This is a genomic window from Phocaeicola plebeius DSM 17135 (genome assembly GCF_000187895.1).
GTDB lineage: Bacteria > Bacteroidota > Bacteroidia > Bacteroidales > Bacteroidaceae > Phocaeicola > Phocaeicola plebeius.
The window spans coordinates 22,773-48,338 of sequence record NZ_DS990129.1 but is presented as its reverse complement, the minus strand read 5'-3'; the positions used below and the strand labels follow the sequence as shown (position 1 = coordinate 48,338).

General features: G+C 44.7%; 19 protein-coding genes and 1 tRNA gene. 10 read left to right on the top strand and 10 right to left on the bottom strand.

The features are described 5' to 3' along the window. Window positions 1-17: 17 nt before the first annotated feature. Window positions 18-1,376, bottom strand: a complete 1,359-nt coding sequence (locus tag BACPLE_RS08065; protein ID WP_007560694.1) for a purple acid phosphatase family protein — start codon at window positions 1,374-1,376, stop codon at window positions 18-20. 100 nt (window positions 1,377-1,476) lie between these two features. Between BACPLE_RS08065 and BACPLE_RS08060 the strand changes: the two genes are divergently transcribed. Further along, window positions 1,477-3,450 carry an LTA synthase family protein gene (locus BACPLE_RS08060; protein ID WP_007560692.1) on the top strand — a complete coding sequence of 658 codons (1,974 nt, stop codon included), beginning with the start codon at window positions 1,477-1,479 and terminating at the stop codon, window positions 3,448-3,450. Between the two features lie 85 nt (window positions 3,451-3,535). Here BACPLE_RS08060 and typA read toward each other — a convergent pair whose 3' ends face one another. Further along, entirely contained in the window at window positions 3,536-5,338 is a 1,803-nt protein-coding gene (gene typA / locus BACPLE_RS08055) for a translational GTPase TypA (RefSeq protein ID WP_007560689.1), read from the bottom strand. Window positions 5,339-5,596: 258 nt separating this feature from the next. On the opposite strand from typA, the gene rpsO reads away from it, so the two are divergent. Continuing rightward, window positions 5,597-5,866: a 30S ribosomal protein S15 gene (gene rpsO, locus BACPLE_RS08050; RefSeq protein WP_007560687.1), complete on the top strand. Its 270-nt coding sequence runs from the start codon at window positions 5,597-5,599 to the stop codon at window positions 5,864-5,866. 66 nt (window positions 5,867-5,932) lie between these two features. Here rpsO and BACPLE_RS08045 read toward each other — a convergent pair. Continuing rightward, a tRNA-Arg gene (locus BACPLE_RS08045) sits at window positions 5,933-6,004 on the bottom strand. A gap of 366 nt (window positions 6,005-6,370) precedes the next feature. Here BACPLE_RS08045 and bglX point away from each other — a divergent pair. Continuing rightward, window positions 6,371-8,608, top strand: a complete 2,238-nt coding sequence (gene bglX, locus BACPLE_RS08040; RefSeq protein ID WP_303240317.1) for a beta-glucosidase BglX — start codon at window positions 6,371-6,373, stop codon at window positions 8,606-8,608. A gap of 69 nt (window positions 8,609-8,677) precedes the next feature. Here bglX and murI read toward each other — a convergent pair whose 3' ends face one another. The 6 genes from murI to BACPLE_RS08010 all read right to left on the bottom strand — a co-directional run bounded on the left by murI (window position 8,678) and on the right by BACPLE_RS08010 (window position 15,659). Continuing rightward, the gene (murI, locus tag BACPLE_RS08035; RefSeq protein ID WP_007560683.1) at window positions 8,678-9,523 is read right to left on the bottom strand and encodes a glutamate racemase; all 846 of its coding nucleotides are present in this window, start codon (window positions 9,521-9,523) and stop codon (window positions 8,678-8,680) included. Window positions 9,524-9,626: 103 nt separating this feature from the next. Further along, window positions 9,627-10,181: an OmpH/Skp family outer membrane protein gene (locus BACPLE_RS08030; protein WP_007560681.1), complete on the bottom strand. Its 555-nt coding sequence runs from the start codon at window positions 10,179-10,181 to the stop codon at window positions 9,627-9,629. Window positions 10,182-10,261: 80 nt separating this feature from the next. Beyond that, window positions 10,262-10,777 carry an OmpH/Skp family outer membrane protein gene (locus BACPLE_RS08025; protein ID WP_040312713.1) on the bottom strand — a complete coding sequence of 172 codons (516 nt, stop codon included), beginning with the start codon at window positions 10,775-10,777 and terminating at the stop codon, window positions 10,262-10,264. Window positions 10,778-10,796: 19 nt separating this feature from the next. Continuing rightward, window positions 10,797-13,448 (bottom strand): outer membrane protein assembly factor BamA, encoded by a 2,652-nt coding sequence (gene bamA / locus BACPLE_RS08020; RefSeq protein WP_040312703.1) that lies wholly within the window; start codon window positions 13,446-13,448, stop codon window positions 10,797-10,799. A gap of 9 nt (window positions 13,449-13,457) precedes the next feature. Continuing rightward, the gene (locus BACPLE_RS08015) at window positions 13,458-14,207 is read right to left on the bottom strand and encodes an isoprenyl transferase (RefSeq protein WP_081458111.1); all 750 of its coding nucleotides are present in this window, start codon (window positions 14,205-14,207) and stop codon (window positions 13,458-13,460) included. Window positions 14,208-14,216: 9 nt separating this feature from the next. After that, complete coding sequence (locus tag BACPLE_RS08010) at window positions 14,217-15,659, bottom strand: DUF6242 domain-containing protein (protein ID WP_007560672.1); 1,443 nt, start codon at window positions 15,657-15,659, stop codon at window positions 14,217-14,219. 319 nt (window positions 15,660-15,978) lie between these two features. Between BACPLE_RS08010 and BACPLE_RS08000 the strand changes: the two genes are divergently transcribed. After that, complete coding sequence (locus tag BACPLE_RS08000) at window positions 15,979-17,874, top strand: glycoside hydrolase family 97 protein (RefSeq protein ID WP_007560670.1); 1,896 nt, start codon at window positions 15,979-15,981, stop codon at window positions 17,872-17,874. Window positions 17,875-18,105: 231 nt separating this feature from the next. Here BACPLE_RS08000 and BACPLE_RS07995 read toward each other — a convergent pair whose 3' ends face one another. Next, window positions 18,106-18,966 carry an AraC family transcriptional regulator gene (locus BACPLE_RS07995; protein WP_007560666.1) on the bottom strand — a complete coding sequence of 287 codons (861 nt, stop codon included), beginning with the start codon at window positions 18,964-18,966 and terminating at the stop codon, window positions 18,106-18,108. 225 nt (window positions 18,967-19,191) lie between these two features. Between BACPLE_RS07995 and BACPLE_RS07990 the strand changes: the two genes are divergently transcribed. Genes BACPLE_RS07990 through BACPLE_RS07965 form a run of 6 tightly spaced genes read left to right on the top strand, consistent with a single transcriptional unit; the run spans window position 19,192 to window position 25,430 of the window. After that, window positions 19,192-20,832: an alpha-L-fucosidase gene (locus tag BACPLE_RS07990; protein ID WP_040312696.1), complete on the top strand. Its 1,641-nt coding sequence runs from the start codon at window positions 19,192-19,194 to the stop codon at window positions 20,830-20,832. 14 nt (window positions 20,833-20,846) lie between these two features. Further along, complete coding sequence (locus BACPLE_RS07985; protein WP_007560660.1) at window positions 20,847-21,227, top strand: L-rhamnose mutarotase; 381 nt, start codon at window positions 20,847-20,849, stop codon at window positions 21,225-21,227. 12 nt (window positions 21,228-21,239) lie between these two features. Next, window positions 21,240-22,172 (top strand): aldo/keto reductase, encoded by a 933-nt coding sequence (locus tag BACPLE_RS07980; protein WP_007560657.1) that lies wholly within the window; start codon window positions 21,240-21,242, stop codon window positions 22,170-22,172. A gap of 15 nt (window positions 22,173-22,187) precedes the next feature. Then, the gene (locus BACPLE_RS07975) at window positions 22,188-23,111 is read left to right on the top strand and encodes an amidohydrolase family protein (protein WP_007560655.1); all 924 of its coding nucleotides are present in this window, start codon (window positions 22,188-22,190) and stop codon (window positions 23,109-23,111) included. 15 nt (window positions 23,112-23,126) lie between these two features. Continuing rightward, on the top strand, window positions 23,127-24,380 hold the full coding sequence (fucP, locus tag BACPLE_RS07970) for an L-fucose:H+ symporter permease (protein ID WP_040312711.1): 1,254 nt from the start codon (window positions 23,127-23,129) through the stop codon (window positions 24,378-24,380). Window positions 24,381-24,413: 33 nt separating this feature from the next. Next, window positions 24,414-25,430 (top strand): zinc-binding alcohol dehydrogenase family protein, encoded by a 1,017-nt coding sequence (locus BACPLE_RS07965; protein WP_007560651.1) that lies wholly within the window; start codon window positions 24,414-24,416, stop codon window positions 25,428-25,430. The last annotated feature ends 136 nt before the right edge of the window (window positions 25,431-25,566 follow it).

The window sequence follows — 25,566 nt, the reverse complement described above, 5'->3', positions numbered from 1 at the left end:
TATAAACAAAGAAGAGGTTAATAACCTCTTCTTTGTTTATATTCATTGATACGTTCCATGTATTTCATATCTTTTTTATTGCCAGGAGCAGGACTGAAGTTCAGGTTTTCAGGAATATCTTTTCCGCAATCTAAGATTTCTGTCTGGTCATTTTTCTTGACAATCTTGATGCAGTCATACAAGTTGCCATTAGTTGCATCAAAGGAGTTCATGAGTAATGTATCTCCTTTTACTTGTATCTGTTGGTAGTATTTCCCGTCAATACCGAATTTATCAAAATCTTCTCCGAAGTAAATCCGGTAAGTTTTCGGAGAGCAATGGCTCACTGTATATACTGGGACTGTTGGGTTGTTATTCTCATCATGACCTGTCATTCGGCCATACGAATGTTCGTGACCTTGTAACACCAAATCGACATGATGTTCCTGAATCAGTGAGTTGAACATTGATTTCTGAATCAGGTTGTTGTATTTCCCTTTGATGGAATAAAGCGGATGATGAAGTACTACTACCTTCCAGCGTGCACTGCTCTTTTCCAACTGTTCTTTCAACCATTTCCGTTGTGTCCATAAATAGAAAAATTCGCGGTTACTGTCCAGACAGAACAACTGCATGTCATTGTATTTCAGTGTGTATACCTGGTTTTCGCCTATCATGGAGTCCAGATAATAGGAGAATATCAAAGAAAAGCGTCGTTCCAGTTTCCGGATGGGATATTTCAAGTAATCATGATTGCCTGTTACGGTCAAGACAGGCAGGCATTGTGCAATAGAATCCAGACCACGGAAAGTTTCTCCCCAGTAGGCATCAATAGGGCGTTCGGTAAGGTCGCCTCCGCATACGAGAAATTCGGTATCGGGATGTGCTTGCAGTGCCTTTTTCAGGAAATAATTGGTTTTTCCGTTGATAGAATCTTGCACATCACCCACATATAAGAAACTGTAGCTATCCTGAGTCGGCTGATTATGAGTCTGGAAGTGATACCATGGAGAATATTTCCCATTACTGCATACGCGATATCTGTAAGAATGAGATGGCTTTAAGGAGCGTAGTCTGGCGACGTAGTAAGCGGCCTTTCCACTACGGGATTGGAAGACTTCACCTGTTGCATCAATATGCAAGGTATCTTTAGAGAAGGTATCAGTCAGTTCTACATGAGACGGATATACAATGGAATCATACTGCCAGCTGATGTTGCGCGACAAGGCATTCTCGTCTCCAAACGTCAGCAAGATTCTTCCAGGTTCGTTCAGGGGACTGTAAACTGCTTCTGGGGGATTACCGAACCAGGCATTCCATCGGGAGTTTATCCAACAGCCTAAAGCGATGAGAATAACTGCCGTGATACTTAGTTTGATGATGCTTTTTTTCTTCATGTATCTAAAGATTTATGTAGTGAAGTTGCAAAGATATAAATAAACTGGTATTTCTACGGGTTTGCAAAAATATAACTAACTTTACCGCCCTAAAAACTAAATGGATATGAAGAATAAGACACTTTTTTCGAATGTGCTTTCGTTGGCTTGGAACTTATTGCTTGTCTATGTGTGCTATTTTATCTGCCGCTTGACATTCTTGCTAACAAACTGGAGTTTGTTTAGTGAACAGTTTGAATGGGGGTATATGTGCCGTTTGTTCGGTGCCGGTACCATTTTCGATACGACAGCCATTCTTTACAGTAATGCTTTGTTTATTCTTCTGTTCTTGTTTCCTTTCCATTGGAAGGAACGGGAAGGCTTTTACCGGGTGATACGGTGGATATTTGTGATTGTAAATACTTTTTTCCTGCTTTCCAATCTGGTAGATTGCGTGTATTTCCGTTTCTCCGGACGACGTACCACCACGTCTGTGTTTCAGGAGTTCAGTCATGAAGCAGGGGGTAATCTGACATCCATCATTTTAAAAGAATTTGCGGCAAACTGGTATTTAGTGCTGTTAGCGGCGGCTCTTTGTTATTTTCTTTACCGGATGTATCGTGCTCCGCGTCCGCAGTTGCCTGGGAATAAATGGGGATATTATACGGTACAGACGCTGACACTGGTGGCAGCTATTCCGTTTGTCGTGTTTGGTATGCGAGGAGGAATGACAGCGGCCACTCGTCCGATAACCATCAGTAATGCCAACCAGTATGCCGACAGGCCGGTAGATGCCTGTCTGGTATTGAATACTCCTTTTTCTTTGTTCCGCACATTAGGAAAAACGGCATTTGTGATTCCTCAATATCTGACAGATGCGGAAGCGGAAAAGGTTTATACTCCTCTTCATGTTCCGGCTGATTCCGTACAGTTCCGTCCGATGAATGTGGTGGTGCTGATTGTGGAAAGCTTCAGTAAAGAATTTGTAGGTAGTTTTAATCCACATCTCGATAACGGGACATATAAAGGCTATACTCCTTTTCTGGATTCTTTGTTGACTAAAGGACTGACCTTTGAATATTCTTATAGTAATGGCCGGAAGAGTATTGACGGCATGCCGTCTGTATTGTCCTCCATTCCAAGCTTTGTGGAACCGTTTTTCCTGACTCCTGCTTCACTGAATGATGTGTCCAGCCTGGCACGCGAGTTAAAGCATAAGGGGTATTATTCGGCTTTCTTCCATGGGGCCATGAACGGTTCAATGGGTTTTCAAGCTTTTGCCAATTCTGTGGGTTTTGACAGCTACTGGGGACGTACGGAATATAATGAGGATCTGGCGTTTCATGGAGATGATGATTTTGACGGTACATGGGCTATATGGGACGAAGAGTTTTTGCAGTTCTATTGCAAGCGAATGACGGAGTTTAAAGAGCCTTTTATTACTTCAGTTTTTACGGCTACCTCGCATAATCCGTATGCACTGCCCGAACGCTATAAGAATGTATTTCCTAAAGGAACTCATCCGATACATGAATGCATAGGCTATACAGATAACGCTTTGCGCCAGTTCTTTGCAACGGCTTCTCGTCAGCCTTGGTTTAAGAATACGCTTTTTGTATTGACGGCCGACCATGCCAGTATGAACGAACATCCGGAGTATGTGACAGATTTGGGTGCTTACAAGGTTCCAATCTTGTTTTATGCTCCCGGTTTGCCGGAACTGAAAGGGCGGAACACAGAAATGATTGTGGAGCAAATCGATATTATGCCTACGGTGCTGGGCATACTTGGGTATGACCGTCCTTATATAGGCTTCGGGCAGGATGCACTTCATACGCCACTGAGTGAAAAATTTGCCGTGAACTATATTAATGGCAGCGGCATCTACCAGTTCCTGAAAGGTGATTACCTGATTCAGTTCGACGGAGAAAAAGTGATTCATGCCTATCGTTTCCGTACAGATGTACTGATGAAGGACGATGTGAAAGACAGCATGCCGCAGGAAGTGCGGAAAGAAATGGAAACCCAGCTGAAGTCAATCATCCAGCAGTACATGCAGCGGATGAACAACAATGAGTTGGTTTATAGAGAATAACTTAAAACAGCATATAAAAAGTAAACCGGACTTTCACAAGGCTAGAACCTCTGAAAGTCCGGTTTACTTTTATATAAAGAATGAATTAGTTCTTGTTGGCACGTTTACGTTCCGTTTCGTCCAGAATGACTTTACGCATACGCATGCTCTTCGGAGTTACTTCCACGTATTCATCTTCCTTGATGTATTCCAACGCTTCTTCCAATGAGAAGATAACCGGCGGAATGATACGGGCCTTGTCGTCAGAACCAGAAGCACGCATGTTGGTCAGCTTCTTTGATTTGGTTACGTTAATCACCAGGTCGTTTTCATGAACGTGTTCACCTACCACTTGTCCGGCATATACTTCGTCTTGCGGATAGATAAAGAACTTACCGCGATCCTGCAGCTTGTCGATGGCGTAAGCAAAGGCAGTTCCTGATTCCATGGCAATCATTGAACCGTTGGTACGGCGAGGAATGTCGCCCTTGAACGGCTGGTATTCCTTGAAACGGTGAGCCATGATGGCTTCTCCCTGAGAAGCAGTCAGCACGTTGGTACGCAGACCGATGATACCGCGTGACGGCATGTCAAATTCAATGTTTACACGGTCGCCTTGAGTTTCCATGGATACCATTTCACCTTTACGGCGGGTTACCATATCAATCATCTTGCTGGCAAATTCTTCGGGCACGCTGATGGTCAGTTCTTCAATCGGTTCGCATTTCACACCGTCGATTTCCTTGAAGATAACCTGCGGCTGTCCTACCTGAAGTTCGTAGCCTTCACGACGCATGGTTTCAATTAATACAGATAAGTGGAGCACACCACGTCCGGAAACAATCCATTTTCCGTCTTCGTTTTCCGTCTTGCGTACGCGCAGCGCCAGGTTCTTGTCCAATTCTTTCATCAGACGGTCGTGAATGTGACGTGAAGTCACGTATTTTCCTTCCTTGCCGAAGAACGGAGAGTCGTTGATGGTGAACAGCATGCTCATGGTCGGTTCGTCGATGGCGATAGGTGGCAGCGGTTCCGGATTTTCGAAGTCGCAGATGGTATCACCGATTTCGAAGCCTTCCACACCGATGATGGCACAGATGTCGCCAGAAGATACAGATTCTACTTTTTTGCGGCCCAGGCCTTCGAAGGTATGTACTTCCTTGATTTTAGATTTCACCAATGTACCGTCGCGTTTAGCCAGGGTGATGTTCATGCCTTCTTTCAGCGTACCTCTGTGCACGCGGCCTACGGCGATACGTCCGGTGTAAGAAGAATAGTCAAGTGAAGTAATCAGCATCTGCGGAGTTCCTTCCAGCTGTTTCGGAGCCGGAATGTATTTCACGATGGCATCCAGCAGCGGAGTGATGGTGCCGGTTGGAGTTTTCCAGTCTTCACCCATCCAGTTGTTCTTGGCAGAACCGTAGATTACCGGGAAGTCCAGCTGGTCTTCTGTGGCGTTGAGGCTGAACATCAGGTCGAACACCATTTCATATACTTCTTCCGGACGGCAGTTCGGTTTGTCTACCTTGTTTACCACTACGATAGGTTTCAATCCAATTTGCAGGGCTTTCTGAAGCACGAAGCGGGTCTGCGGCATCGGACCTTCAAAAGCGTCTACCAGCAGAATACATCCGTCGGCCATGTTCAAGACACGTTCCACTTCTCCACCGAAGTCGGCGTGTCCCGGAGTATCGATAATGTTGATTTTTGTACCGTTGTAATTGATGGATACGTTTTTAGAAAGAATGGTTATACCTCTTTCACGCTCCAGGTCGTTGTTATCCAAAACCAGTTCACCGTTGGTCTGGTCGTTGCGGAACAGGTGTCCCGCCAGCATCATCTTGTCCACCAGAGTTGTTTTTCCGTGGTCAACGTGAGCAATAATGGCAATGTTTCTAATGTCTTGCATACTATACCTATATATAATTGTGTGCAAAATTACTGTTTTTCAGCGAAAGACAGGTATTTTATGCAGGGTTTTTATATTTTTTGGCGTAAACGCAGGGGAGAAGGCCGGTCTTTCTGAGGGTGAAAGTCGGAGAGGAGCGATGAAGAAGATTCTGTCTTTTCGTGTGAAAAAAAGATGTAAAACGCTTGTAGTCTGAAAGATTATGCTTACCTTTGCATCCGCAAATCAAATTTATACATTTTAATAAATAGTCAAATTATGTATTTAGACGCAGCTAAAAAACAAGAAATCTTTGGAAAGTACGGAAAGTCTAACACTGATACTGGCTCACCTGAAGCGCAGATAGCATTGTTTTCATACCGTATTTCTCACCTGACTGAGCACATGAAGCTCAACAGAAAAGATTATAGCACTGAAAGAGCTTTGACAACTTTGGTAGGTAAGCGTCGTTCTTTGCTGAACTACCTGAAGAGCCGTGATATCGAAAGATACCGTGCTATTGTTAAAGAACTTGGTCTTCGTAAGTAATCCGTTACTTGCTGCAGGCAAAAAAATAAGCCGCTTTTCCTTCAAGGGAGAGCGGCTTATTTTTTGTACCCTCGTCGGGAATCGAACCCGAATCTAAAGTTTAGGAAACTTCTATTCTATCCGTTGAACTACAAGGGCAATCTTCCGCAAAAGTAAGTCTTTTTATTGAATATCCATGATTTTGGTATGAAAAAAGCGGTTCCCTGTTGATTTTTACGCCTTTTTCAGCTGCTATGGAAAACCTTGAAGCGTTTGGAAGAGAATGCCAAAGGGTTTTGTTTGAAACACAAGTTCATTTGAGGTAAGACGCACTTGTGTTTCCTTTCGAATGCACTTGTGTTTTTTTAAAATGTACTTGCGTTCTGGTAAGTGCGAAAATAAACCTCGTATTTCTGGCTCGTTTTGTTTGAAAAATTGATATTTTTGGAAGAACGAATTCTAAAAAATACGATATCTATGGGAAAAATAAGTCAGTTTGTAAAGGCGGGGGCCTTGCTTTTGTCAATGGCAGGATGTTCTTCGCCGAATTCCGGGGGAAAGGATGCGGAGATGGACCGCTTTATCAGTGACCTGATGGGAAGGATGACCTTGCAGGAAAAGTTAGGACAGTTGAATCTGCCGGCTGGGAATGACCTGGTGTCGGGAGCAGTGAAGAACAGCAAGATGGCAGAAGCTATCCGAGCTGGTGAGGTCGGCGGCTTTTTCAATGTGAAGGGAGTGGATAAGATTTACCAGATGCAGCGTATGGCGGTGGAGGAAACTCGTCTGGGAATTCCTTTGATAGTGGGTGCCGATGTGATTCACGGGTACGAAACAATCTTCCCGATTCCGTTGGCCCTGTCTTGTAGCTGGGATACGGCGGCGGTGACACGTATGGCACGTATTTCTGCCACGGAAGCCAGTGCCGATGGAATCAGCTGGACCTTCAGTCCGATGGTAGACATCTGTCGGGATGCCCGCTGGGGACGTATTGCAGAAGGAAGTGGAGAGGACCCGTACCTCGGGGCGTTGATGGCTGGAGCCTATGTGCGCGGTTATCAGGGTGACGGCATGAAGCAGAACAATGAAATCATGGCCTGTGTGAAGCACTTTGCGCTGTATGGAGCTTCGGAATCGGGACGTGACTACAATTCGGTGGATATGAGTCGAAACCTGATGTATAATGTGTACCTGGCTCCTTATAAAGGGGCGGTGGAAGCCGGAGTGGGTTCGGTGATGAGCTCGTTCAATACCATCAACGGGGTACCTGCTACAGCTGACAAATGGCTGCTGACGGATTTGCTCCGCAATGAGTGGGGGTTCACGGGGTTTGTGGTGACCGACTACAATTCGATTGGTGAGATGAAGACTCATGGGGTGGCCGACTTGAAGGAGGCTTCTGCACGGGCGTTGAATGCAGGAACGGACATGGATATGGTGGCACATGGTTTCTTGCATACGCTGGAAGCTTCATTGAAGGAGAAGGCCGTGACGCAGGAGCGGATTGACGAGGCTTGTCGTCGGGTATTGGAAGCCAAGTATAAGTTAGGATTGTTTGAAAATCCTTATAAGTATTGTGATACGCTTCGGGGACGCAAGGAATTGTTTACGGAGGCGAATCGTAAAGCGGCACGTGAGATTGCGGCTGAAACGTTTGTGCTGTTGAAGAACGAGGGTAAGTTGTTGCCTTTGCAGAAAAAAGGACGCATTGCATTGATTGGGCCGATGGCTGATGCGCAGAACAATATGTGCGGCACGTGGAACATGGATTGTCAGACAGACCGTCATGTGACGATGTACGAAGCTTTCCGTCGTGCGGTAGGTGATAAGGCTACGGTTTCTTATGCCAAGGGAAGTAATGTGTATTATAGTGAGCATATTGAGAAAGGGGCGGTCGAACCTCGTCCGCTGACACGTGGCGATGACCGTCAGTTGCGGGCTGAGGCTTTGCGCGTGGCGGCTTCTGCCGATGTGATTGTGGCCGCATTAGGTGAGAGTGCTGAGATGAGCGGAGAGTCTTCTTCTCGTACAGATATTCAGATTCCGGATGCGCAGAAAGATTTGTTGAAGGCATTGATAGCTACCGGAAAGCCGGTGGTACTGGCTTTGTTTACCGGTCGTCCGCTGGATTTATGCTGGGAGTCTGAGCATGTTCCGGCTATCCTGAACGTGTGGTTTGCCGGCAGTGAAGCGGGTGATGCCATTGCCGATGTGATGTTTGGAGAAGTATCTCCTTCGGGTAAGCTGACTACGAGTTTCCCACGTGCGGTGGGACAGTTGCCGCTTTATTATAATCACCTGAATACGGGTCGTCCGGATACGGATGACACTACTTTCAATCGTTATGGCAGCAATTACATCGACCAGAGTAATGAACCGCTTTATCCTTTTGGCTATGGTTTGAGTTATACCACTTTCCGTTACGGTAATTTGCAGTTGAGTGCGGAGCGTATGGCCAAGGGTGGGCAGTTGAAGGTAACCGTGCCTGTAACCAATTCCGGCGAGTGTGACGGAGTAGAGATTGTGCAGTTGTATCTTCACGATGTGTATGCAGAAATCTCCCGTCCGGTGAAGGAGCTGAAAGCTTTCCGCCGTGTGGCCCTTAAAAAGGGAGAGACACAGAATGTAGAGTTTGTACTCGATGAGGATGATTTGAAGTATTATAATTCTCGTCTGGAATATGGATATGAACCGGGAGAGTTTGAAGTGATGGTGGGTCCGGACAGCCGGAATGTGCAGCACGCGACTTTTGTGGCTGAATAGAAGTCAGTTCATATAAAACAAAAATGGTCCGTCTCTGTGAGAAGATTCAGAGGCGGACCATTTTTTATTTTATTCAAGTTGGACGTTGCGTACATGTACGTCTGTGCAGTGTAAGAATACCGAAGCCGATTCCCGGAATTTCTCGACCGATTCTGTGGTGAGAAACTCCCGTCGCTTGTTCTTGGAACAGCGTGCGTCCATGTCCGGATGACGCGACAGATAGTCCTTCAGGCTTTCGCTTACATACTCGCCTTGCGTTACCAGCCGGATGTGCGAGGGGGTGTACTGCCGTATCTTTTGCAGAAGCAGGGGATAGTGCGTACAGCCTAAAATCAGGGTGTCGATGTCCGGATCTTTCTGCAGGATGGTATCAATGTATTTCTTGACGAAATAGTCGGCTCCGTCACCGTCGTATTCCTTGTTCTCTACCAGTGGTACCCACATGGGGCAGGCCATTCCCGTTACCTGAATATCTGGAAAAATCTTTTTAATCTCCAGCGGATAGGATTCGGAACGTACCGTACCGGCTGTGGCCAGCAGGCCTACGTGTCCGTTGCGGGTGATTTCACCGATACATTCTACAGTGGGGCGGATTACTCCTAATACGCGGCGGGTCGGATCCATGTGAGGAAGGTCGTTCTGCTGGATGCTGCGAAGAGCCTTGGCGGAAGCCGTATTACAGGCCAGGATGACCAGCGGGCAGCCCAACTCAAACAATTTCTTGACAGCCTGTAGGGTGAAGTCATAGACCACTTCGAACGAGCGTGTACCGTATGGGGCACGGGCATTATCTCCCAAGTACAGGTAATCGTACTGTGGTAGTCGTTCGATGAATTTTCCTAGAATGGTAAGACCTCCGTATCCGGAGTCGAAAACTCCGATGGGACCGGTGTGAGGGGCAGATAGAGGGTACATGGGAAAACAGTTGAAAGGTTTGAAAAGAAAAATGTCATTCAGAGAAATCTTTTTCGTGTTTCTCTGAATGACATGTAGTCAGAACGACAAAGAGTTCCTTTAATTACTGAGCAGAAGTTGCTGCAGGAGCTGCTGGAGTAGCAGGTACTGCTGTCAGGCTGATGCCCAATTTAGTCTTGATGTCGTTTGTAATATCTTTTGACTGAGTTTCGTCAATGTAAGGAATGTCAGTACGGTTCAAATCGAATACGTAAGTATAAGCACCAGCTTTACCTACAGCCTTAACGGCATCTTCCAGTTTTTTGTAGATAGGTTCCATCATGTCACCGTATGCTTTCTGCAACTGCTGCTGTGCATCCTGCTGGAACTGCATACCTTTTTCCTGCAAATCCTGCAGCTCTTTCTGGCGGCGTTCCTGAATATTTTGTGGCAGGTTCTTCTGTTCCTGCTGGTATTCTGCAAATTTCTTGTTGAATTCGTCAGAAGCACGTTTGATTTCGTCTTCGTATTGTTTCTGCATAGTCTGGATGTCTGTCTGTGCCTTAGCCCATTCCGGCATTACAGGGATAATATCCATTGATTTAAAGTGCGCAAATTTTTGTGCGAATACACTCATCGGTGCGATGAGCAAAAGTAAAAAAGCAATTTTCTTCAACATAATCTCAAGTTTCTATTTGTTATTAATTAATTCAATGTATAAAACAGGGCTTATTATCACCCGGTTGCAAATGTATAAAATTAATTTGAATATCCTAGTTTTGCAAGAACCTCATTGCTTATATCAATGCGTGGAGAAGCAAAAATCATGCTCTGTGCCGAGGCACGGTCTATCACGGCATCGTATCCGCGCTGGGTAGCAATTTCTTTTACTGCATTGTAGATAGCATCCTGAATCGGAGAAATCAGCTCCTGGCGTTTCTTCATCAGTTCACCTTCCGGTCCGAAATATTGCTTGCGGAGTTCTGCCGCTTCTTTTTCTTTGGCTACGATAGCTTCCTCTTTGCTGGTTTTCTGAGTAGCAGAAAGCGTGTTGGCGCTTTTCTGGTAATCTTCATACAGCTTTTTTGCTTCGTTGGCTTTGGCCTCAATCTGGCTTTGCCATTGCTTTGACAGTGACTCCATCTGTTGGTTGGCCTGTTGATAAGAAGGAATCTGCTTGAGGATATACTCCATATCTACCAGTGCGAATTTCTGTGCTGAGGCCATACCCACGGCGGCCACTAACAGCATAACGGATAAAATGAGTCTCTTCATAATCATTGGTTTTTAAGTGTTAGAATTCTTGTCCGATGATAAAGTGGAACTGACTTCCGCTGTATTGCATTGAACCGTCAATCTTGTCGAAACCGTAAGCCCAGTCAATACCCATCATACCAATCATCGGCAGGAAGATACGTACACCGAATCCGGCAGAACGTTTCAACTGGAAGGGGTTAAAGTCGGTCACATTGTTCCATGCGTTACCTGCTTCCACGAAGCCCAGTGCATAGATACTGGTAGAGTTTTCCAGCATCAGCGGGTAGCGGAGCTCGGCACCCAGACGGATGTAAGCATAACCTTCACTTCCGTACGGAGTCAATGAACCGTTTTCATATCCACGGAGGGCGATGGTTTCTGATGCATAGTTGTAGCTGTAACCAGTCATACCGTCACCTCCCACGTAGAAGGTTTCAAACGGTGAACGTTTGTATTTGTTGAAGTGACCGAGGATACCGAATTCTGTACGGGTCATGATAACCGGACATTTCTGGATATCCATCAAGGCTGTATAAGTTTTGGCTTTGAATTTCCACTTGTGGTATTCAATCCACTTGTACATGCTGGCCGCATCGTGGTAGTTGTCTTTACCGTAAGTAGAGTAGTCCTTCTTGCTGAACAGAGAGTACGGCGGAGTAATCTGCAAAGAAGCCGAGAATTCTGAACCGTAACGCGGGAAAATCGGGTTATCCGTAGAGTTACGTGACAAGGTCAGGTTCAGGCTCAGGTTATTACAGTTACCGGTGTTCATGTACTGTCCGTTGTTCAGTTTGATATAGAGGTAACTCCAGTCTTTCAGCATGAATCGCTGGTAAGACAATTCAGCCGATAAGGTAAAGTAGTCATCCGGCCAGCGCAGACGCTTACCCCATCCTACAGATACACCGAACATCTTGATAGACTTGTCGGGGTCGTAGTAAGATTCGTAGTTGTCATAATAGCTTCCGTAGCCTCCGTAATATCCGTATCCGCTTAACATGTTGTAGTAGTTGTTCATGTAGGCAGAGTTATAATATTGGCTGCTTACGTCGGTCTGGATAGAGTAGAAAGCAGAAACAGAGAACGAGTTCGGACGCTTGCCGCCAAACCATGGGTCGAAGAACGATACGCTGTATGACTGATAGTAGCGTCCGTTGGTTTGTCCACTGATGGTCAGTGTTTGTCCGTCACCTTGTGGCAGGATACCGCGGTAGTTGTCGTTCTTGCGGAACAAGTTCGCAAATGAGAAGTTAGTAAACTTCAAGCTCAACTTACCGATGACACCAGTCTGTCCCCAACCTGCGGAGAATTCCACCTGGTCGTTAGCTTTTGATTCCAGTCCCCAGTTGATGTCTACTGTACCGTCCTGGAAGTTCGGCTGTACATCCGGTTTGATATTCTCAGGGTTGAAGTGTCCCATCTGTGCGATTTCACGGTAAGAACGTTCCAGTGCTTCCTTACTGAAGAGGTCGCCCGGACGTGTACGCAACTCACGGCGTACAATATTTTCATACAGACGGTCATTACCGTTGATACGTACGTGGCTGATGCTAGCCTGCGGACCTTCGGTGATACGCATTTCCAAGTCGATAGAGTCACCGTCAATGTTTACTTCCACCGGATCGAGGCGGTAGAACACATATCCGCGGTTATAGTAGTTGTTACCGATTGCGTCTTCATCGTTAGAGATACGGTCGTTCAGCAACTTCTGGTTATATACATCACCGCGTTTCATGCGGAGCTGTTCGTTCAACAGGTCAGAAGGATATACCGTGTTACCTACCCAGGTGATGTCACGAAGGTAATATTTTTGTCCTTCGTAGATCTTCATGTAGACATCTACCGTCTTTTCATCGTATGAAGATACACTGTCTTCTACGATTTGTGCATCACGATAACCTAATTCGTTGTATTTATCGATGATTTTCTGCTTGTCTTCTTCGTAACGTTCATTGATAAACTTCTTGGCACGGAAAAGGTTGATCAGTTTACCTTTTTCGTTAGTCTTCTTCATGACACGTTTCAGTTTCTTGTCGGCCAAGACCTCATTTCCTTCAATGGTAATTTTGTGGACTTTGACTTTGGCCTTCTTGTCAATGTTCACGTCTACATATACCTGTTCCTTATTTTCCGGGTCTTCACGCTCCACGATGTTAACTTCTGCATTCTTGAAACCTTTTTCATCAAAATGTTTCTTGATCAGAATTTTAGCACGGTCAATCAAGTTCGGTGTAACCTGTGTACCTTTTGCCATACCTAGTTTAGCCTGCAAGTCTTCGCGCTCACTCTTTTTCACACCATGGATTACGATGTCGGTAATACGCGGACGTTGTGTTAGCTGGATAGACAGGTAAATTTTATTGTCTACAATTTTGTCTGCTACGATTTTCACGTCAGAGAACAAACCATGACGCCAGTATCTTTTTACTGCCGAGGTGATGTCATCTCCTGGTACGGTGATAGTCTGTCCGACAGCCAAGCCGGAAATACCTATCAGGACATAATCCTCATAGTTCTTTACTCCGCTGACCTTGATGTCGGCGATTTCATATTTTTTAGGTGTTCCGTTGTAAAGGATAATTGGTTTATCGCTTTGTTCAGTTGTATTATTGTCCTGTGCATATCCCCCCATTGGAGCAGACGAAAGACATGCAGCAATCAATAGGATAAGTGAAAAACGGTTTTGCATTGTTCTTTGTTAAATTTGTTCACTGGTTTTGCCGAATCGGCGTTCTCTTTTTTGAAAGTCACAAATAGCCTTACACAATTCTTCGGCCTTGAAGTCCGGCCAGAAAGTATCACAGAAGTACAGTTCCGCGTAAGCGCACTGCCAGAGCAGATAGTTGCTTAATCGGATTTCACCGCCTGTTCTGATCAACAAGTCCGGGTCGGGCATATAATGAGTGGCCAGACATCGGTTGATGGTCTGGTCTGTAATTTCCTCGGGAGTGAGTATTCCTTCTTTCACTTCACGGGCAATTTTTTTGACAGCCTCCGTGATTTCCCATTTAGAAGAATAGCTTAATGCTAAAGTCAGACACATTCCCGTGTTCTTTGACGTACGTTCGATGCACTTGTTCAGTCGTGCAAGTACGTTTTCCGGCAATTTTTCTGTTTCACCGATGATGCGGAAACTGATGTTGTTCTTCATGAAGGTTTCTTCTTCAATAGAGTCCATAAGCAAACTCATCAGTGCGGCAACCTCGTCTACCGGACGATTCCAGTTTTCGGTAGAGAATGTATAAAGAGTCAGATACTTCACGCCCAGCTGTGCGGCTTCTTCCGCAATGACATGTACGGTTTCGGCGCCAGCCTGGTGTCCGAAAGTGCGGGCATGTCCCTGCTGTTTGGCCCAGCGTCCGTTGCCATCCATGATGATAGCAATATGTGCCGGTATCCGGTTCTTGTCAATTTGGTCTTTATATAGCATAGCTTTGTTGTTTTTCAGTTTTTTAGATTACCATTTAGGGGTGAATCCCAGTCGGTTGATACGTCCTCGGCTGATGCTTCCATCTTCCCACACAATCCAGATAAAGTTACCTCTGGACGTTCCGTTTTCCAGTTTGGGAGTTACGGCGCATGAATAATTGCCGTGGTGTGTAGTATAAAGTGTGCCGAATTCTGCTGGGAAAGCCATACATTCAGTGACAGGTCTCCAGCAAAGTCCGTTATCGGTAGAACAATAGAACTGGCTGAAAGGTTTCACTTCCGGTTTTACACTTTCCCCACCGAAAGCATACAGCTTTCCGTCGTAGTAAATCATGGTGACGTTTTTCAGGTTCGGCAGTGGAAGATTCTGCATTCTTGTTTCCCATTTGCTATCACTTGACATGCGGTTGAATACCAACGCTGTTGTGTCATTGGCTGTAGTGCCCTGATTATAGCAAAGAGCTACAGTAGTAGTGACGTTGCTGTTGTAAGATGCAGTAGTTGTATTGGAGAAGAAAGGCTTACCTGCTGTAAATTGTGTGAACGGGTTTGTATCTTCTGTCCATACATTTTCTTTATATGTACCACTTTTTCCGCCTTTAACAGCGTAAAGTTCCTTTGTGACATCATTTCCACCAATCAGAATTTCGAATACATCTGTACCTGCGGAGGTAATTTCATTGGTGGTTACATCCAGTTTATAGAGCTTCTTATTGTTAACTGTGCCTGCCAGGAAATAAATATTTTCTGTCCATACAGTAGCAGAGTAAGTATCTATATTTGCGGGTACACTTGCAACGGGAGTCCATGAAGTAGGATTGTCATTTGCTACATCCGAGTATTCAATTTGGGTATTGTTGCCATTTTTCCCGAATACATATACTTTCCCGTTAGCATATACAGCTTTCTGTTCACTTAAAATTCCGGCACTGAATGAATTGTCAAACTTCTTCCATGAGATAGTGTCTGGAACCTGCTGGTGTACGTTGATTTTCACTTTATAAGCCTGTCCGATTGCACCGCTGTAAGCATATACCTTAAATTCAATAGGGGTAACAGTAGACATGGTACGAGTGTCTCCTGAAAAATCGATAGAGTCTGTAGAAGTCCACAACGTGTCTTTATCTGTTCCTTTGGGTCTGTAGGCCAGTGCACCGGCGTCGTAAGTCACGCTGGTTATCACTTTGTCAATGTGAGTTCCATAAGGAAGTGAATCTTTATTCTCGATTTCTCTTGTCATTTGATTGATGGTGAATGGATATTCTGAGCAATCTAGTGTATCCACATACGCACTATCTTTCCCATCCTTATCTTTCCCTATTCGGTCAATGTTCAATGTACCCAATGAAAATCCTGTAATACTGGTTTCTGAGGTATAAGTGACCTGTTCCACATCATTATCCAAACACGATGTCATTATAGATGTTGCAGCAAAGAGTACTGCAATCAATGGCAAAAACTTTATTTTCATCTGCAAATGAGTTCTTTTAATTACAAGTTGCAAAAGTAGAAAGTTTTTCCTCGATTCCTCGCTTTTAGGGGAAGTTTTATATAAAATTATATTGTTATCTCCTCTTTATCAAGCTCTGTTGCATATTGTCCTGTTTTGTTAAAGGGCACAATACTGTGCAAAAAGTCACTTTTTTTGTACATCGTAAGAACTTTTTGTGGATAAAATTTGTTTATGTGCTCTTTATATATCGATATTGTCCTGTATAAAACGGTTTTATGCAATTTGTTTCCTGAAAGAACGGATAATTTTGTAATCCAATAAAAACGAATAAACAACTATGTACAGACAATTAATTTCTAATTCATGGAAAGCGTGCCTTCTTTTCGTATGTGTATTCTTTTCCGGTATAACAGTGAAAGCAGATAATAGTTTATACTCTCCTAATAAGAAAATAGGAGTGAGCTGGGATAATCCTGCGAAAGGATTGCGTGTGATTTATAAGAAAGGTGATGCTTCGATTTCGGTAGTTCAGTTAAAGAATCTGGGGATTCAACTTCAGCGTACATTCGGAGACGAATTTAATTATGTGTCTTCTTCCGCCGTGACTCCTGTACGTGAGGATTATACCATGATAACTGGTAAACGCCGTCATTGCACGAACGAGGGAAACCAGCAGATATTTCATTTCAAGAACGCTCAGAATGTATCGCTGGATTTGGAACTTCGGGTATATGATGACGGTATAGCTTTTCGTTATGTATTTCCCCGCCTGACTAAAGAAATGTGTGTGACTGATGAAACTACAGCTTTTGCTTTTCAGAAAGGAATTACCCGATGGACACAGAAGTTGAATCAGGCCTATGAAGACTTCTATTTGAAAAATAAAGGTCGTGTGCAAGGATATACTGCAGGACAATGGGGATTCCCGGCATTGTTTGAAGTGGCAGATTCTGTTTTTACCCTTATCTCAGAAGCGAATGTTGCGAAAGGTAACTGTGGTTCCTGGCTGAACAATGCTGCCAATGAGTCGACCTATAAAGTGGAGATGGCAGAACCGACCAAAGCTTCCGGTAGATGGTGCTCGCCTTGGCGCGTGGCCATTATCGGTTCTCTGGCCGATGTGGTAGAGTCCACTTTAGTGACAGACGTCAGTGAGCCTTGTCGGCTGAGCGATGTTTCCTGGATTAAGCCGGGAGTCGTTTCCTGGATTTACTGGGCTTATAATCACGGTTCAAGAGATTATCAGCTGATAAAGAAGTATATTGATTTTGCGGCAGATTTTCATCTTCCTTACATGTTGATTGATGCGGAATGGGACGAAATGGGGAACGGCGGCGATGTGGAAGATGCCTTGGCTTATGCAAAACAGAAGAAAGTTGCTCCTTTGTTGTGGTATAACTCCTCCACCGCGTGGTGTGCGTTTGGTCCTTTGTATCGTCTGAACAAACCGGAGACACGTCAGAAAGAATTTGCCTGGCTTGAGTCCATGGGTGTGAAAGGAATAAAAGTAGATTTCTTCAGCCAGGACAGTATATCTACGATGAATTATTTTGTGGACATTCTGGAGGATGCGGCTAAATATCATTTGATGGTAAACTTTCATGGAGCTCCTATTCCGCGAGGCTGGCAGCGCACTTATCCTCACATGATGTCAGTAGAAGGAGTATATGGAGCTGAATGGTATAATAATAAGGAGATATTGACCGACAGTGCGGCATGGCATAACTGTACATTGCCTTTTACGCGTAATGTAGTGGGCCCGATGGACTATACTCCTTGTACTTTTACAGATTCTCAGCATCCGCATATCACTTCGAACGGGCATGAACTGGCTCTGCTGGTTGCGTTTGAATCTGCCTTGCAGCATTTGGCCGACCGCCCCGAAGGATACCATGCCCAACCAGCTGAAGTACGCTCATTTATCTCTTCACTTCCCACCGTTTGGGACGATACGAAATTGCTAAGCGGTTATCCTTCCAGCTATGTAGTGCTTGCCCGGAAAAGTGGGGATTGCTGGTATATTGCCGGCCTGAACGGAACAAACGAGAAGAAATCGCTTGCTGTAGATTTAAGTTTTATTCAGAAGCCCGTCAAAGAAATCACTTTGTATGCCGATGGAAAAGAACGTAATCAGTTTGATATACAGATGCTCTCTGGCTTGAAGAAAGCTATACATGAGGTAGACTGTCTGCCACGCGGAGGATTTGTGATGAAGGTTCAAATGAAAAACTAGTCTATTATTAGATGATTTATTGTGAAGAATGCCTGTACGCTATGGAAATAACGTCAGGCATTCTTTTATGTTTTCTTGCCGGGGACTATATGTTTTAAGTTCCGGAAATGTAGGTTTCCCGGATGTGAACCGTATGGCTTATGGGAGAGAAACGTAGAAAGTTCTTTGAAAGTATGGGTTTATCATCTGGCAGTTATATAAAAGTCTTTTCGGAAAACGTGATTATAATGACTAGCGTGAGTATAACCGGCGATATTCTTGGGGAGTCATACTGGTAATTTTTTTGAAGAGTCGGTTGAAGTATGAATAATCCTCAAATGCCAGTCGAAATGCAATTTCTTTTACAGCGAGTTCTTCTGTAAGTAAAAGCAACTGAGCTTTTTCTATCTTTTTTTGATTGACATATTGTAACGGAGTAGTACCCATTCCTTTTTTGAAAAGCCGGATAAAGTGGTCTTTGGAAAGGCAAGATAATTCCGCAAGTTTTTCTAATTCAATTTCTTCTGAGATGTGTTTGTGAATATACCGTACTGCTTTAGCAATGCGGTTGTCTTCCATTTCATTTCTGGGTTGGGCATATTTAAAGAAATGTGATAATAGCTGTAATACAATCCCTCGTGATTCTACTTTGTCGCAAAAGGCTCTCTGTCTGTTTTTAAGTAAATTTCTCATCAATGTGGGATTGTTATCATAGGTTGTCGGATCTGATTTTTGCAGACTCATGTGTGGATTGATTTCACATAAGCGTTGGAATAGAGATAAATCAAGTGGGCTAGCCTTTATTTCTAACGGGAATTCCCATTGTTCCAGCCAGTCATCTTCTGAGTAGTGATCTTCATAAATATGTAGGTAGTAGTGCTCAAAATGTGAATTGCAGATATTGGTGTGTACTGTAAATGAAGGGATAAAATACATATGGTGGGGATATAAAGTGTGTATTCCATCGGGTAATTCTATTTGGGCTGTCCCTTCTGTGATGTAATATAAACGTGTAAATGGGCTGTTTACATTTTTCCAGTTCCAGTCGGCATTATGGATGGCAAGTCCTACATTCAGGACGAGTGGATGCATTTGTTCTACTTGCAGGTTCATAGGTAATTCTTTTTCGCTTTAAAATTACATGATTATTTTTTTTCTTTTTCGATAATCCCTTCCAATAATCGATATTTGTCAATAAAAATCGATATTATCATATTGAGTATTGTTAAGTTCCCTTGTTTTGTCGATATCTGCATATAACCTCCCAGTTTAATCCTATTCCTCATTTGAACTTCTCCGTACATTTGTTTTCGTAAAAACATTATCTGAATAATACTTATGAAAGCAAAATTAATATTAGCCTCTTTATTTTTATCCATGGCCGGATTGTCGGCACAGACTTATCAGGTACCGGTATCGGAACAGGATGAACCGATGATGAAAGGAAAGTTCGAACCCACATGGAGTTCGTTGGAAAACTATCAGGTGCCGGAATGGTTCCGTAACGTGAAATTTGGTATATGGGCTCACTGGGGGCCACAGTGTGTGGAAGGTTCAGGCGACTGGATGGCTCGTTCCATGTACATGGAGGGTACTCGTGAATATGAATATCATGTAAAACACTACGGACACCCGTCGGAAGTGGGCTTTAAGGATATTATTCCCTTGTGGAAGGCGGAAAACTGGGACCCGGACAGGCTGGTAGCCTTTTATAAGAAAATAGGTGCCCAGTACTTTTTTGCTTTGGGTAATCATCATGACAACATGGACTTGTGGGACAGCAAGTATCAGCCGTGGAATTCAGTGAATATGGGGCCGAAGAAAGATATTTTGGCCGGATGGGAAAAAGCTGCAAGGAAATACGGATTGTATTTTGGAGTCAGCCTGCATGCCGACCATGCGTGGAGCTGGTATGAGCCTTCTCAGCGTCATGATACGAAAGGTCCGAAGAAAGGAATTCCATACGATGGGAAACTGACCAAAGCAGATGGAAAAGGAAAATGGTGGGAAGGATACGATCCGCAAGACTTGTATGCCCAGAACCATCCATTGAGTGAGAACAGCTGGGATAACGGAATGATTCATCGCCAGTGGGCTTGGGGCAATGGAGTTTGTGTGCCGAGCCAAGAATTCTGTACGAACTTTTATAACCGTACACTTGATGTAATCAATCGCTATAACCCTGATTTGCTATATTTTGATGTGACAGTAGCTCCTTTCTATCCGGTAAGCGATGCGGGGCTGAAGATCGCTGCTCATTTTTATAACCACAATATGGCTACCCACAAGGGGAAACTGGAAGCGGTGATGTTTGGTAAGATTCTCGATGAGAACCAGCGAAAAGCACTGGTGTGGGACGTAGAGCGCGGTGCTCCTAATAAAATTATCGATCAGCCGTGGCAGTCATGCTCCTGCATTGGCGGCTGGCATTACAATACGTCTATTTATGAGAAAAACGAATATAAATCAGCGGCATACGTGGCTAAACTGTTGGTAGACATTGTGAGCAAGAATGGAAATCTGTTGCTGAGCGTACCTCTGCGTGCAGATGGAACTTTCGATGAAAAAGAAGAGAAAATTCTGAATGAATTTGGGGCGTGGATGAATATTAACAAGGAAGCTATTTATGATACTCGTCCGTGGGTAGTGTTCGGGGAAGGTCCGATTGCGGAAGAAGATATTCCACTCAATGCCCAGGGATTCAATGAAGGTTCTTACAGTCAGGCCGGAGCAAAGGAAATCCGTTTCACACAGACTCCGAAGTATTTGTACGCTACTGTGCTAGCATGGCCGGCAGATGGAAAGGTGAACATCAAGTCACTGGCTGCAGACAGTAAACTTTATGAAGGAAAGATTCGTAAGGTAGAATTATTGGGATACGGAAAGGTGGACTTTGTCCGTACTGCCGGAGGCTTGTCGGTTACACTTCCTGCGCAGCCGTTGAATCAGATTGCTCCCGTATTGCGAATCGCGAAATAATAAAATGTAGTAAGATGAAAGGATATAGAGTAAAAGAGTATGGTATGCCCGTCAAGCGGTATTGCCAGGCATTGGATTTGAAAAACAACCCGGAACTGATAGCGGAATACCGGAAAATACATAGTCGCGAAGAAGCTTGGCCGGAAATTCGGGCAGGAATCCGTTCAGTGGGGATACTGGAAATGGAAATCTATATCGTAGGCTGCAAGCTGTTCATGATTGTGGAAACACCGCTTGATTTTGACTGGAATAGCGCGATGAAACGCCTGGCACAGTTGCCCAGACAGGCAGAGTGGGAAGATTATGTGGCACGTTTTCAGGAATGCGTGCCGGGAAGCAGTTCTGCCGAGAAATGGCAGTTGATGGAGCGTATGTTTTATTTGTATGAATCTTAAAAAGTTATCACTATGGAATACCATGAAATAGGAAAAACGGGGATGAAGGTATCCTCTTTGAGTTTCGGAGCTTCTTCTTTGGGGGGAGTCTTCCATGACATTAAAGAAAAAGAAGGATTGGAAGCGGTGTTTACCGCCATTGATTTGGGGATGAATTTTATCGATGTGTCTCCTTATTACGGACATTATAAGGCTGAAACGGTATTAGGAAAGGCCCTGAAGGAGATTCCTCGCGACAAGTATTATCTCTCTACGAAGGTAGGACGTTATGGAAAAGACGGGGTAAATACCTGGGATTATTCCGGAAAGCGGGCTACGGAGAGCGTGTACGAAAGTATGGATCGCTTGCATGTGGACTATATCGACCTGATTAATGTGCATGACATTGAGTTTGCCGATTTGAATCAGGTGGTTAATGAGACTTTACCGGCTTTGGTGGAGTTAAGAGAGAAAGGGGTAGTAGGTCATGTGGGTATCACTGACTTGCAACTGGAGAATTTGAAATGGGTGATTGACCATTCGCCGGCAGGAACGGTAGAGTCGGTGCTGAACTTCTGTCATTATTGCTTGTGCGATGACAAGCTGGTCGATTTTCTGGACTATTTTGAATCGAAAGGTATTGGGGTGATCAGTGCCTCTCCATTGTCTATGGGATTGCTGACCGAAAGAGGTGTACCGTCATGGCATCCGGCTCCTCAGCCGTTGGTAGAGGCTTGCCGAAAAGCTATGGAGCATTGCAAGAGTAAGAATTATCCGATAGAAAAACTGGCCATGCAGTATGCCGTGAGCAATCCGCGCATTGCTACGACATTGTTCAGTACGGCCAATCCGCAGAATGTGAAGAAGAATGTGGCTTACATAGAGGAACCGATGGATGAAACACTGGTACGTGAGGTGCGTGAAATTATCGGCGACCAGTTTCGTGTAAGTTGGGCTAATTCTTAAAGGAGGAATTTGTATATGGGGTTTATAATAATCGATGCACATTCTCATTTGTGGTTAAAGCAGGATGCGGTGGTTGAAGGACTGCCTATCCGCACTTTGGAGAATGGAAGGTCATTGTTCATGGGGGAAGTGAGACAGATGCTTCCCCCGTTCATGACCGATGGAGTAAACAGTGCCGAAGTGTTCTTATCTAACATGGACTATGCGCAGGTGTCTGCGGCCGTGGTGACGCAAGAGTTTATCGACGGGTTTCAAAATGACTATTTAGCCGAGGTTACAGCCCGTTATCCCGATCGTTTCTTTGTATGCGGAATGTGTGAGTTCCGTAAGCCGGGCTATCTGGATCAGGCGCGTCAGCTTATTGCACAGGGATTCAAGGGGATTAAGATTCCTGCACAGCGTTTGTTGCTCAAAGAGGGGCGTGTAAGATTAAACTGTGAGGAAATGATGCAGATGTTCCACCTGATGGAGCAGAACAGGGTGCTGCTTTCCATTGATATGGCTGACGGAGATACACAGGTGGGTGAACTGGAGGAGGTAATTCAGGAGTGCCCGAAATTGAAGGTGGCCATCGGACATTTCGGTATGGTAACCCGTCCTCAGTGGAAGGAACAGATCAGGTTGGCTCGTCATCCTCATGTACGTATTGAATCGGGAGGGATTACCTGGTTGTTCAATGACGAGTTTTATCCGTTTAAGGGGGCGGTAAGAGCTATCCGTGAGGCTGCTGAGCTGGTCGGCTTTGAGAAACTGATGTGGGGGTCGGATTATCCGCGTACCATTACGGCCATTACTTATCGTATGTCGTACGACTTTGTGAGCAAATCCGATGAATTGACAGAAAGAGAGAAAGCACTCTTCTTGGGAGAAAATGCCCGCAGTTTCTATGGTTTCCATAATCTGCCGGAGCTTCCTTACATTAAGAATATGTCGGAATAAACAAATGGGGAAATGATGAAAAACAATAATAGCTATAAACTGCCGCTTGCACTGGTTTTCAGCCTGTTCTTTTTGTGGGCTATTAGCAGTAACCTGTTGCCTACCATGATTCGGCAGTTGATGAAGACCTGCGAGCTGAATACCTTTGAAGCGTCTTTTACGGAAACTGCTTACTGGCTGGCGTATTTTATTTTCCCGATTCCGATAGCCATGTTCATGAAGCGGTATAGCTATAAAGCTGGTATCATCTTTGGCTTGGTGTTGGCGGCAGCAGGTGGTCTGTTATTCTTTCCGGCTGCCATGCTGAAAGAATATTGGGCTTATCTGTGCATCTTCTTTGTTATCGCTACCGGGATGTGTTTCTTGGAAACAGCAGCCAATCCGTACGTAACGGCTTTAGGTGATGCAGCTACAGCTCCTCAACGTTTGAATCTGGCGCAGTCATTTAATGGGTTGGGAGCTTTTATTGCAGCCATGTTTCTGAGTAAACTGATATTGAGTGGCACACACTATACGCGTGAAACGCTTCCGGCGGATTATCCGGGCGGATGGGAAGCCTATATCCAGTTTGAGACGGATGCTATGAAAACTCCTTATATGGCATTGGCGGTATTGCTGCTGGTCATTGCGGGAATCTTTATTTTCTCCAGGTTGCCTAAGATTGGGGATGAAGGGCAGCGGGGCACTTCTAAGGAGAAACTGATTGATTTCAGTGTATGGAAGCGGTCGCATCTGCGGTGGGGCGTCATTGCACAGTTTTTTTATAATGGCGGACAGACAGCTATCAACAGTCTGTTTTTAGTCTATTGCTGTTCGTATGCCGGTATTTCGGAGTCGGAAGCTACTACCTATTTCGGCCTGTATATGCTGGCCTTCCTGCTTGGACGATGGATTGGTACCGGACTGATGATTCGTTTCCGTCCGCAAGATATGTTGCTGGTCTATGCATTGGTGAATATCCTGCTTTGTGCCATAGTTGCTGTGTGTGGGGGCTGGATTGGTCTGTATGCCATGTTGGGCATCTCGTTCTTCATGTCCATCATGTATCCTACCCAGTTCTCGTTGGCATTGAAAGATTTGGGCAGTCAGACGAAAAGTGGCTCTGCTTTTCTGGTGATGTCAATAGTGGGTAATGCTTGCCTGCCCCAGTTTACGGCTTATCTGATGCACGTTAATGAACAAATGTATCATCTGGCGTATGTGGTTCCGATGGTTTGTTTCTTGTTCTGTGCTTATTACGGGTGGAGAGGATACAAAGTATTGGATTGAGATTGTATATCTGAAAATAAAAATAATAAGAAAATGAAAGCGGTTCAAATTGCAGCTCCCCAGAAAATGGCAGTCGTAGAGATTGAGAAGCCTGAACTGAAAGCTGGGGAAATATTGGTAAAGATTGAATATGTAGGTTTCTGTGGTTCTGACCTGAATACTTATCTGGGGCGGAACCCGATGGTGAAAATGCCGGTTATTCCGGGGCATGAGGTTGGGGCGGTGATAGAAGCCGTAGGACCGGGCGTACCGGAGAGTTTTAAGAAGGGCATGAATGTGACGTTGAATCCTTATACGAATTGCGGGAAATGTGCTTCGTGCCGGAATGGACGGGTCAATGCCTGTGAACACAATGAGACGTTGGGCGTACAGCGTAATGGGGTAATGTGTGAATATGCGGTACTTCCTTGGTCGAAAGTTATTCCGGCTGAAGGCATTTCTTCCCGTGACTGCGCCTTGATTGAACCAATGAGTGTGGGTTTTCATGCGGTATCACGTGCGCAGGTGATTGACAATGAAGTGGTGATGGTGATAGGTTGCGGTATGGTCGGTATGGGAGCCATTGTACGTGCGGCTTTGCGCGGGGCTACCGTAATTGCCGTAGATTTGGATGATGAAAAGCTGGCACTGGCACGTAAGGTAGGAGCTGCGTATGTCATCAATTCGCGTACGGAGAATGTGCACGAGCGTATGCTGGAATATTCCAATGGAATAGGAGCCGATGTGGTTATCGAGGCGGTAGGTAGTCCGGCTACTTATGTAATGGCGGTCGATGAGGTCAGCTTTACAGGGCGTGTGGTTTGTATCGGTTATGCCAAAAGTGGAGTAGAGTTTCAGACAAAATACTTTGTGCAGAAGGAATTGGATATACGTGGTTCCCGAAATGCATTGCCAGCTGATTTCCACGCCGTAATACACTACATGAAAACAGGAAATTGTCCGGTGGAACAGTTGATATCGAGCGTTGTATCTCCTGAAAATGCATCGGAAGCAATGGAAGGTTGGGCGGCGAATCCGGGTAAAGTATTCCGTATTTTAGTGAAATTCTAAAAAACCTCAGAAAAGAAAGAATTGAGGTTCATGTGTTTAATAATAGCGTACTTGCGTCTCTCGAAGAAGTGCAAGTACGTTTTTTTATGTCAGATTGTTCCGTTTGTGTATTGAAAAGTTGTACTTTTGGCATATC

Bases quoted from the DNA above. Each gene is read 5' to 3' on its own strand.
- BACPLE_RS08010 (WP_007560672.1), bottom strand. From the start codon at position 15,659: ATGAAAATAAAGTTTTTGCCATTGATTGCAGTACTCTTTGCTGCAACA.
- murI (WP_007560683.1), bottom strand. From the start codon at position 9,523: ATGTACCCTCTATCTGCCCCTCACACCGGTCCCATCGGAGTTTTCGAC.
- fucP (WP_040312711.1), top strand. From the start codon at position 23,127: ATGAAAAACAATAATAGCTATAAACTGCCGCTTGCACTGGTTTTCAGC.
- BACPLE_RS08000 (WP_007560670.1), top strand. From the start codon at position 15,979: ATGTACAGACAATTAATTTCTAATTCATGGAAAGCGTGCCTTCTTTTC.
- BACPLE_RS07990 (WP_040312696.1), top strand. From the start codon at position 19,192: ATGAAAGCAAAATTAATATTAGCCTCTTTATTTTTATCCATGGCCGGA.
- rpsO (WP_007560687.1), top strand. From the start codon at position 5,597: ATGTATTTAGACGCAGCTAAAAAACAAGAAATCTTTGGAAAGTACGGA.
- BACPLE_RS08065 (WP_007560694.1), bottom strand. From the start codon at position 1,376: ATGAAGAAAAAAAGCATCATCAAACTAAGTATCACGGCAGTTATTCTC.
- BACPLE_RS07965 (WP_007560651.1), top strand. From the start codon at position 24,414: ATGAAAGCGGTTCAAATTGCAGCTCCCCAGAAAATGGCAGTCGTAGAG.
- BACPLE_RS08030 (WP_007560681.1), bottom strand. From the start codon at position 10,181: ATGTTGAAGAAAATTGCTTTTTTACTTTTGCTCATCGCACCGATGAGT.
- BACPLE_RS07975 (WP_007560655.1), top strand. From the start codon at position 22,188: ATGGGGTTTATAATAATCGATGCACATTCTCATTTGTGGTTAAAGCAG.
- BACPLE_RS07980 (WP_007560657.1), top strand. From the start codon at position 21,240: ATGGAATACCATGAAATAGGAAAAACGGGGATGAAGGTATCCTCTTTG.
- BACPLE_RS07985 (WP_007560660.1), top strand. From the start codon at position 20,847: ATGAAAGGATATAGAGTAAAAGAGTATGGTATGCCCGTCAAGCGGTAT.
- bglX (WP_303240317.1), top strand. From the start codon at position 6,371: ATGGCAGGATGTTCTTCGCCGAATTCCGGGGGAAAGGATGCGGAGATG.
- bamA (WP_040312703.1), bottom strand. From the start codon at position 13,448: ATGCAAAACCGTTTTTCACTTATCCTATTGATTGCTGCATGTCTTTCG.
- typA (WP_007560689.1), bottom strand. From the start codon at position 5,338: ATGCAAGACATTAGAAACATTGCCATTATTGCTCACGTTGACCACGGA.
- BACPLE_RS08025 (WP_040312713.1), bottom strand. From the start codon at position 10,777: ATGAAGAGACTCATTTTATCCGTTATGCTGTTAGTGGCCGCCGTGGGT.
- BACPLE_RS07995 (WP_007560666.1), bottom strand. From the start codon at position 18,966: ATGAACCTGCAAGTAGAACAAATGCATCCACTCGTCCTGAATGTAGGA.
- BACPLE_RS08060 (WP_007560692.1), top strand. From the start codon at position 1,477: ATGGATATGAAGAATAAGACACTTTTTTCGAATGTGCTTTCGTTGGCT.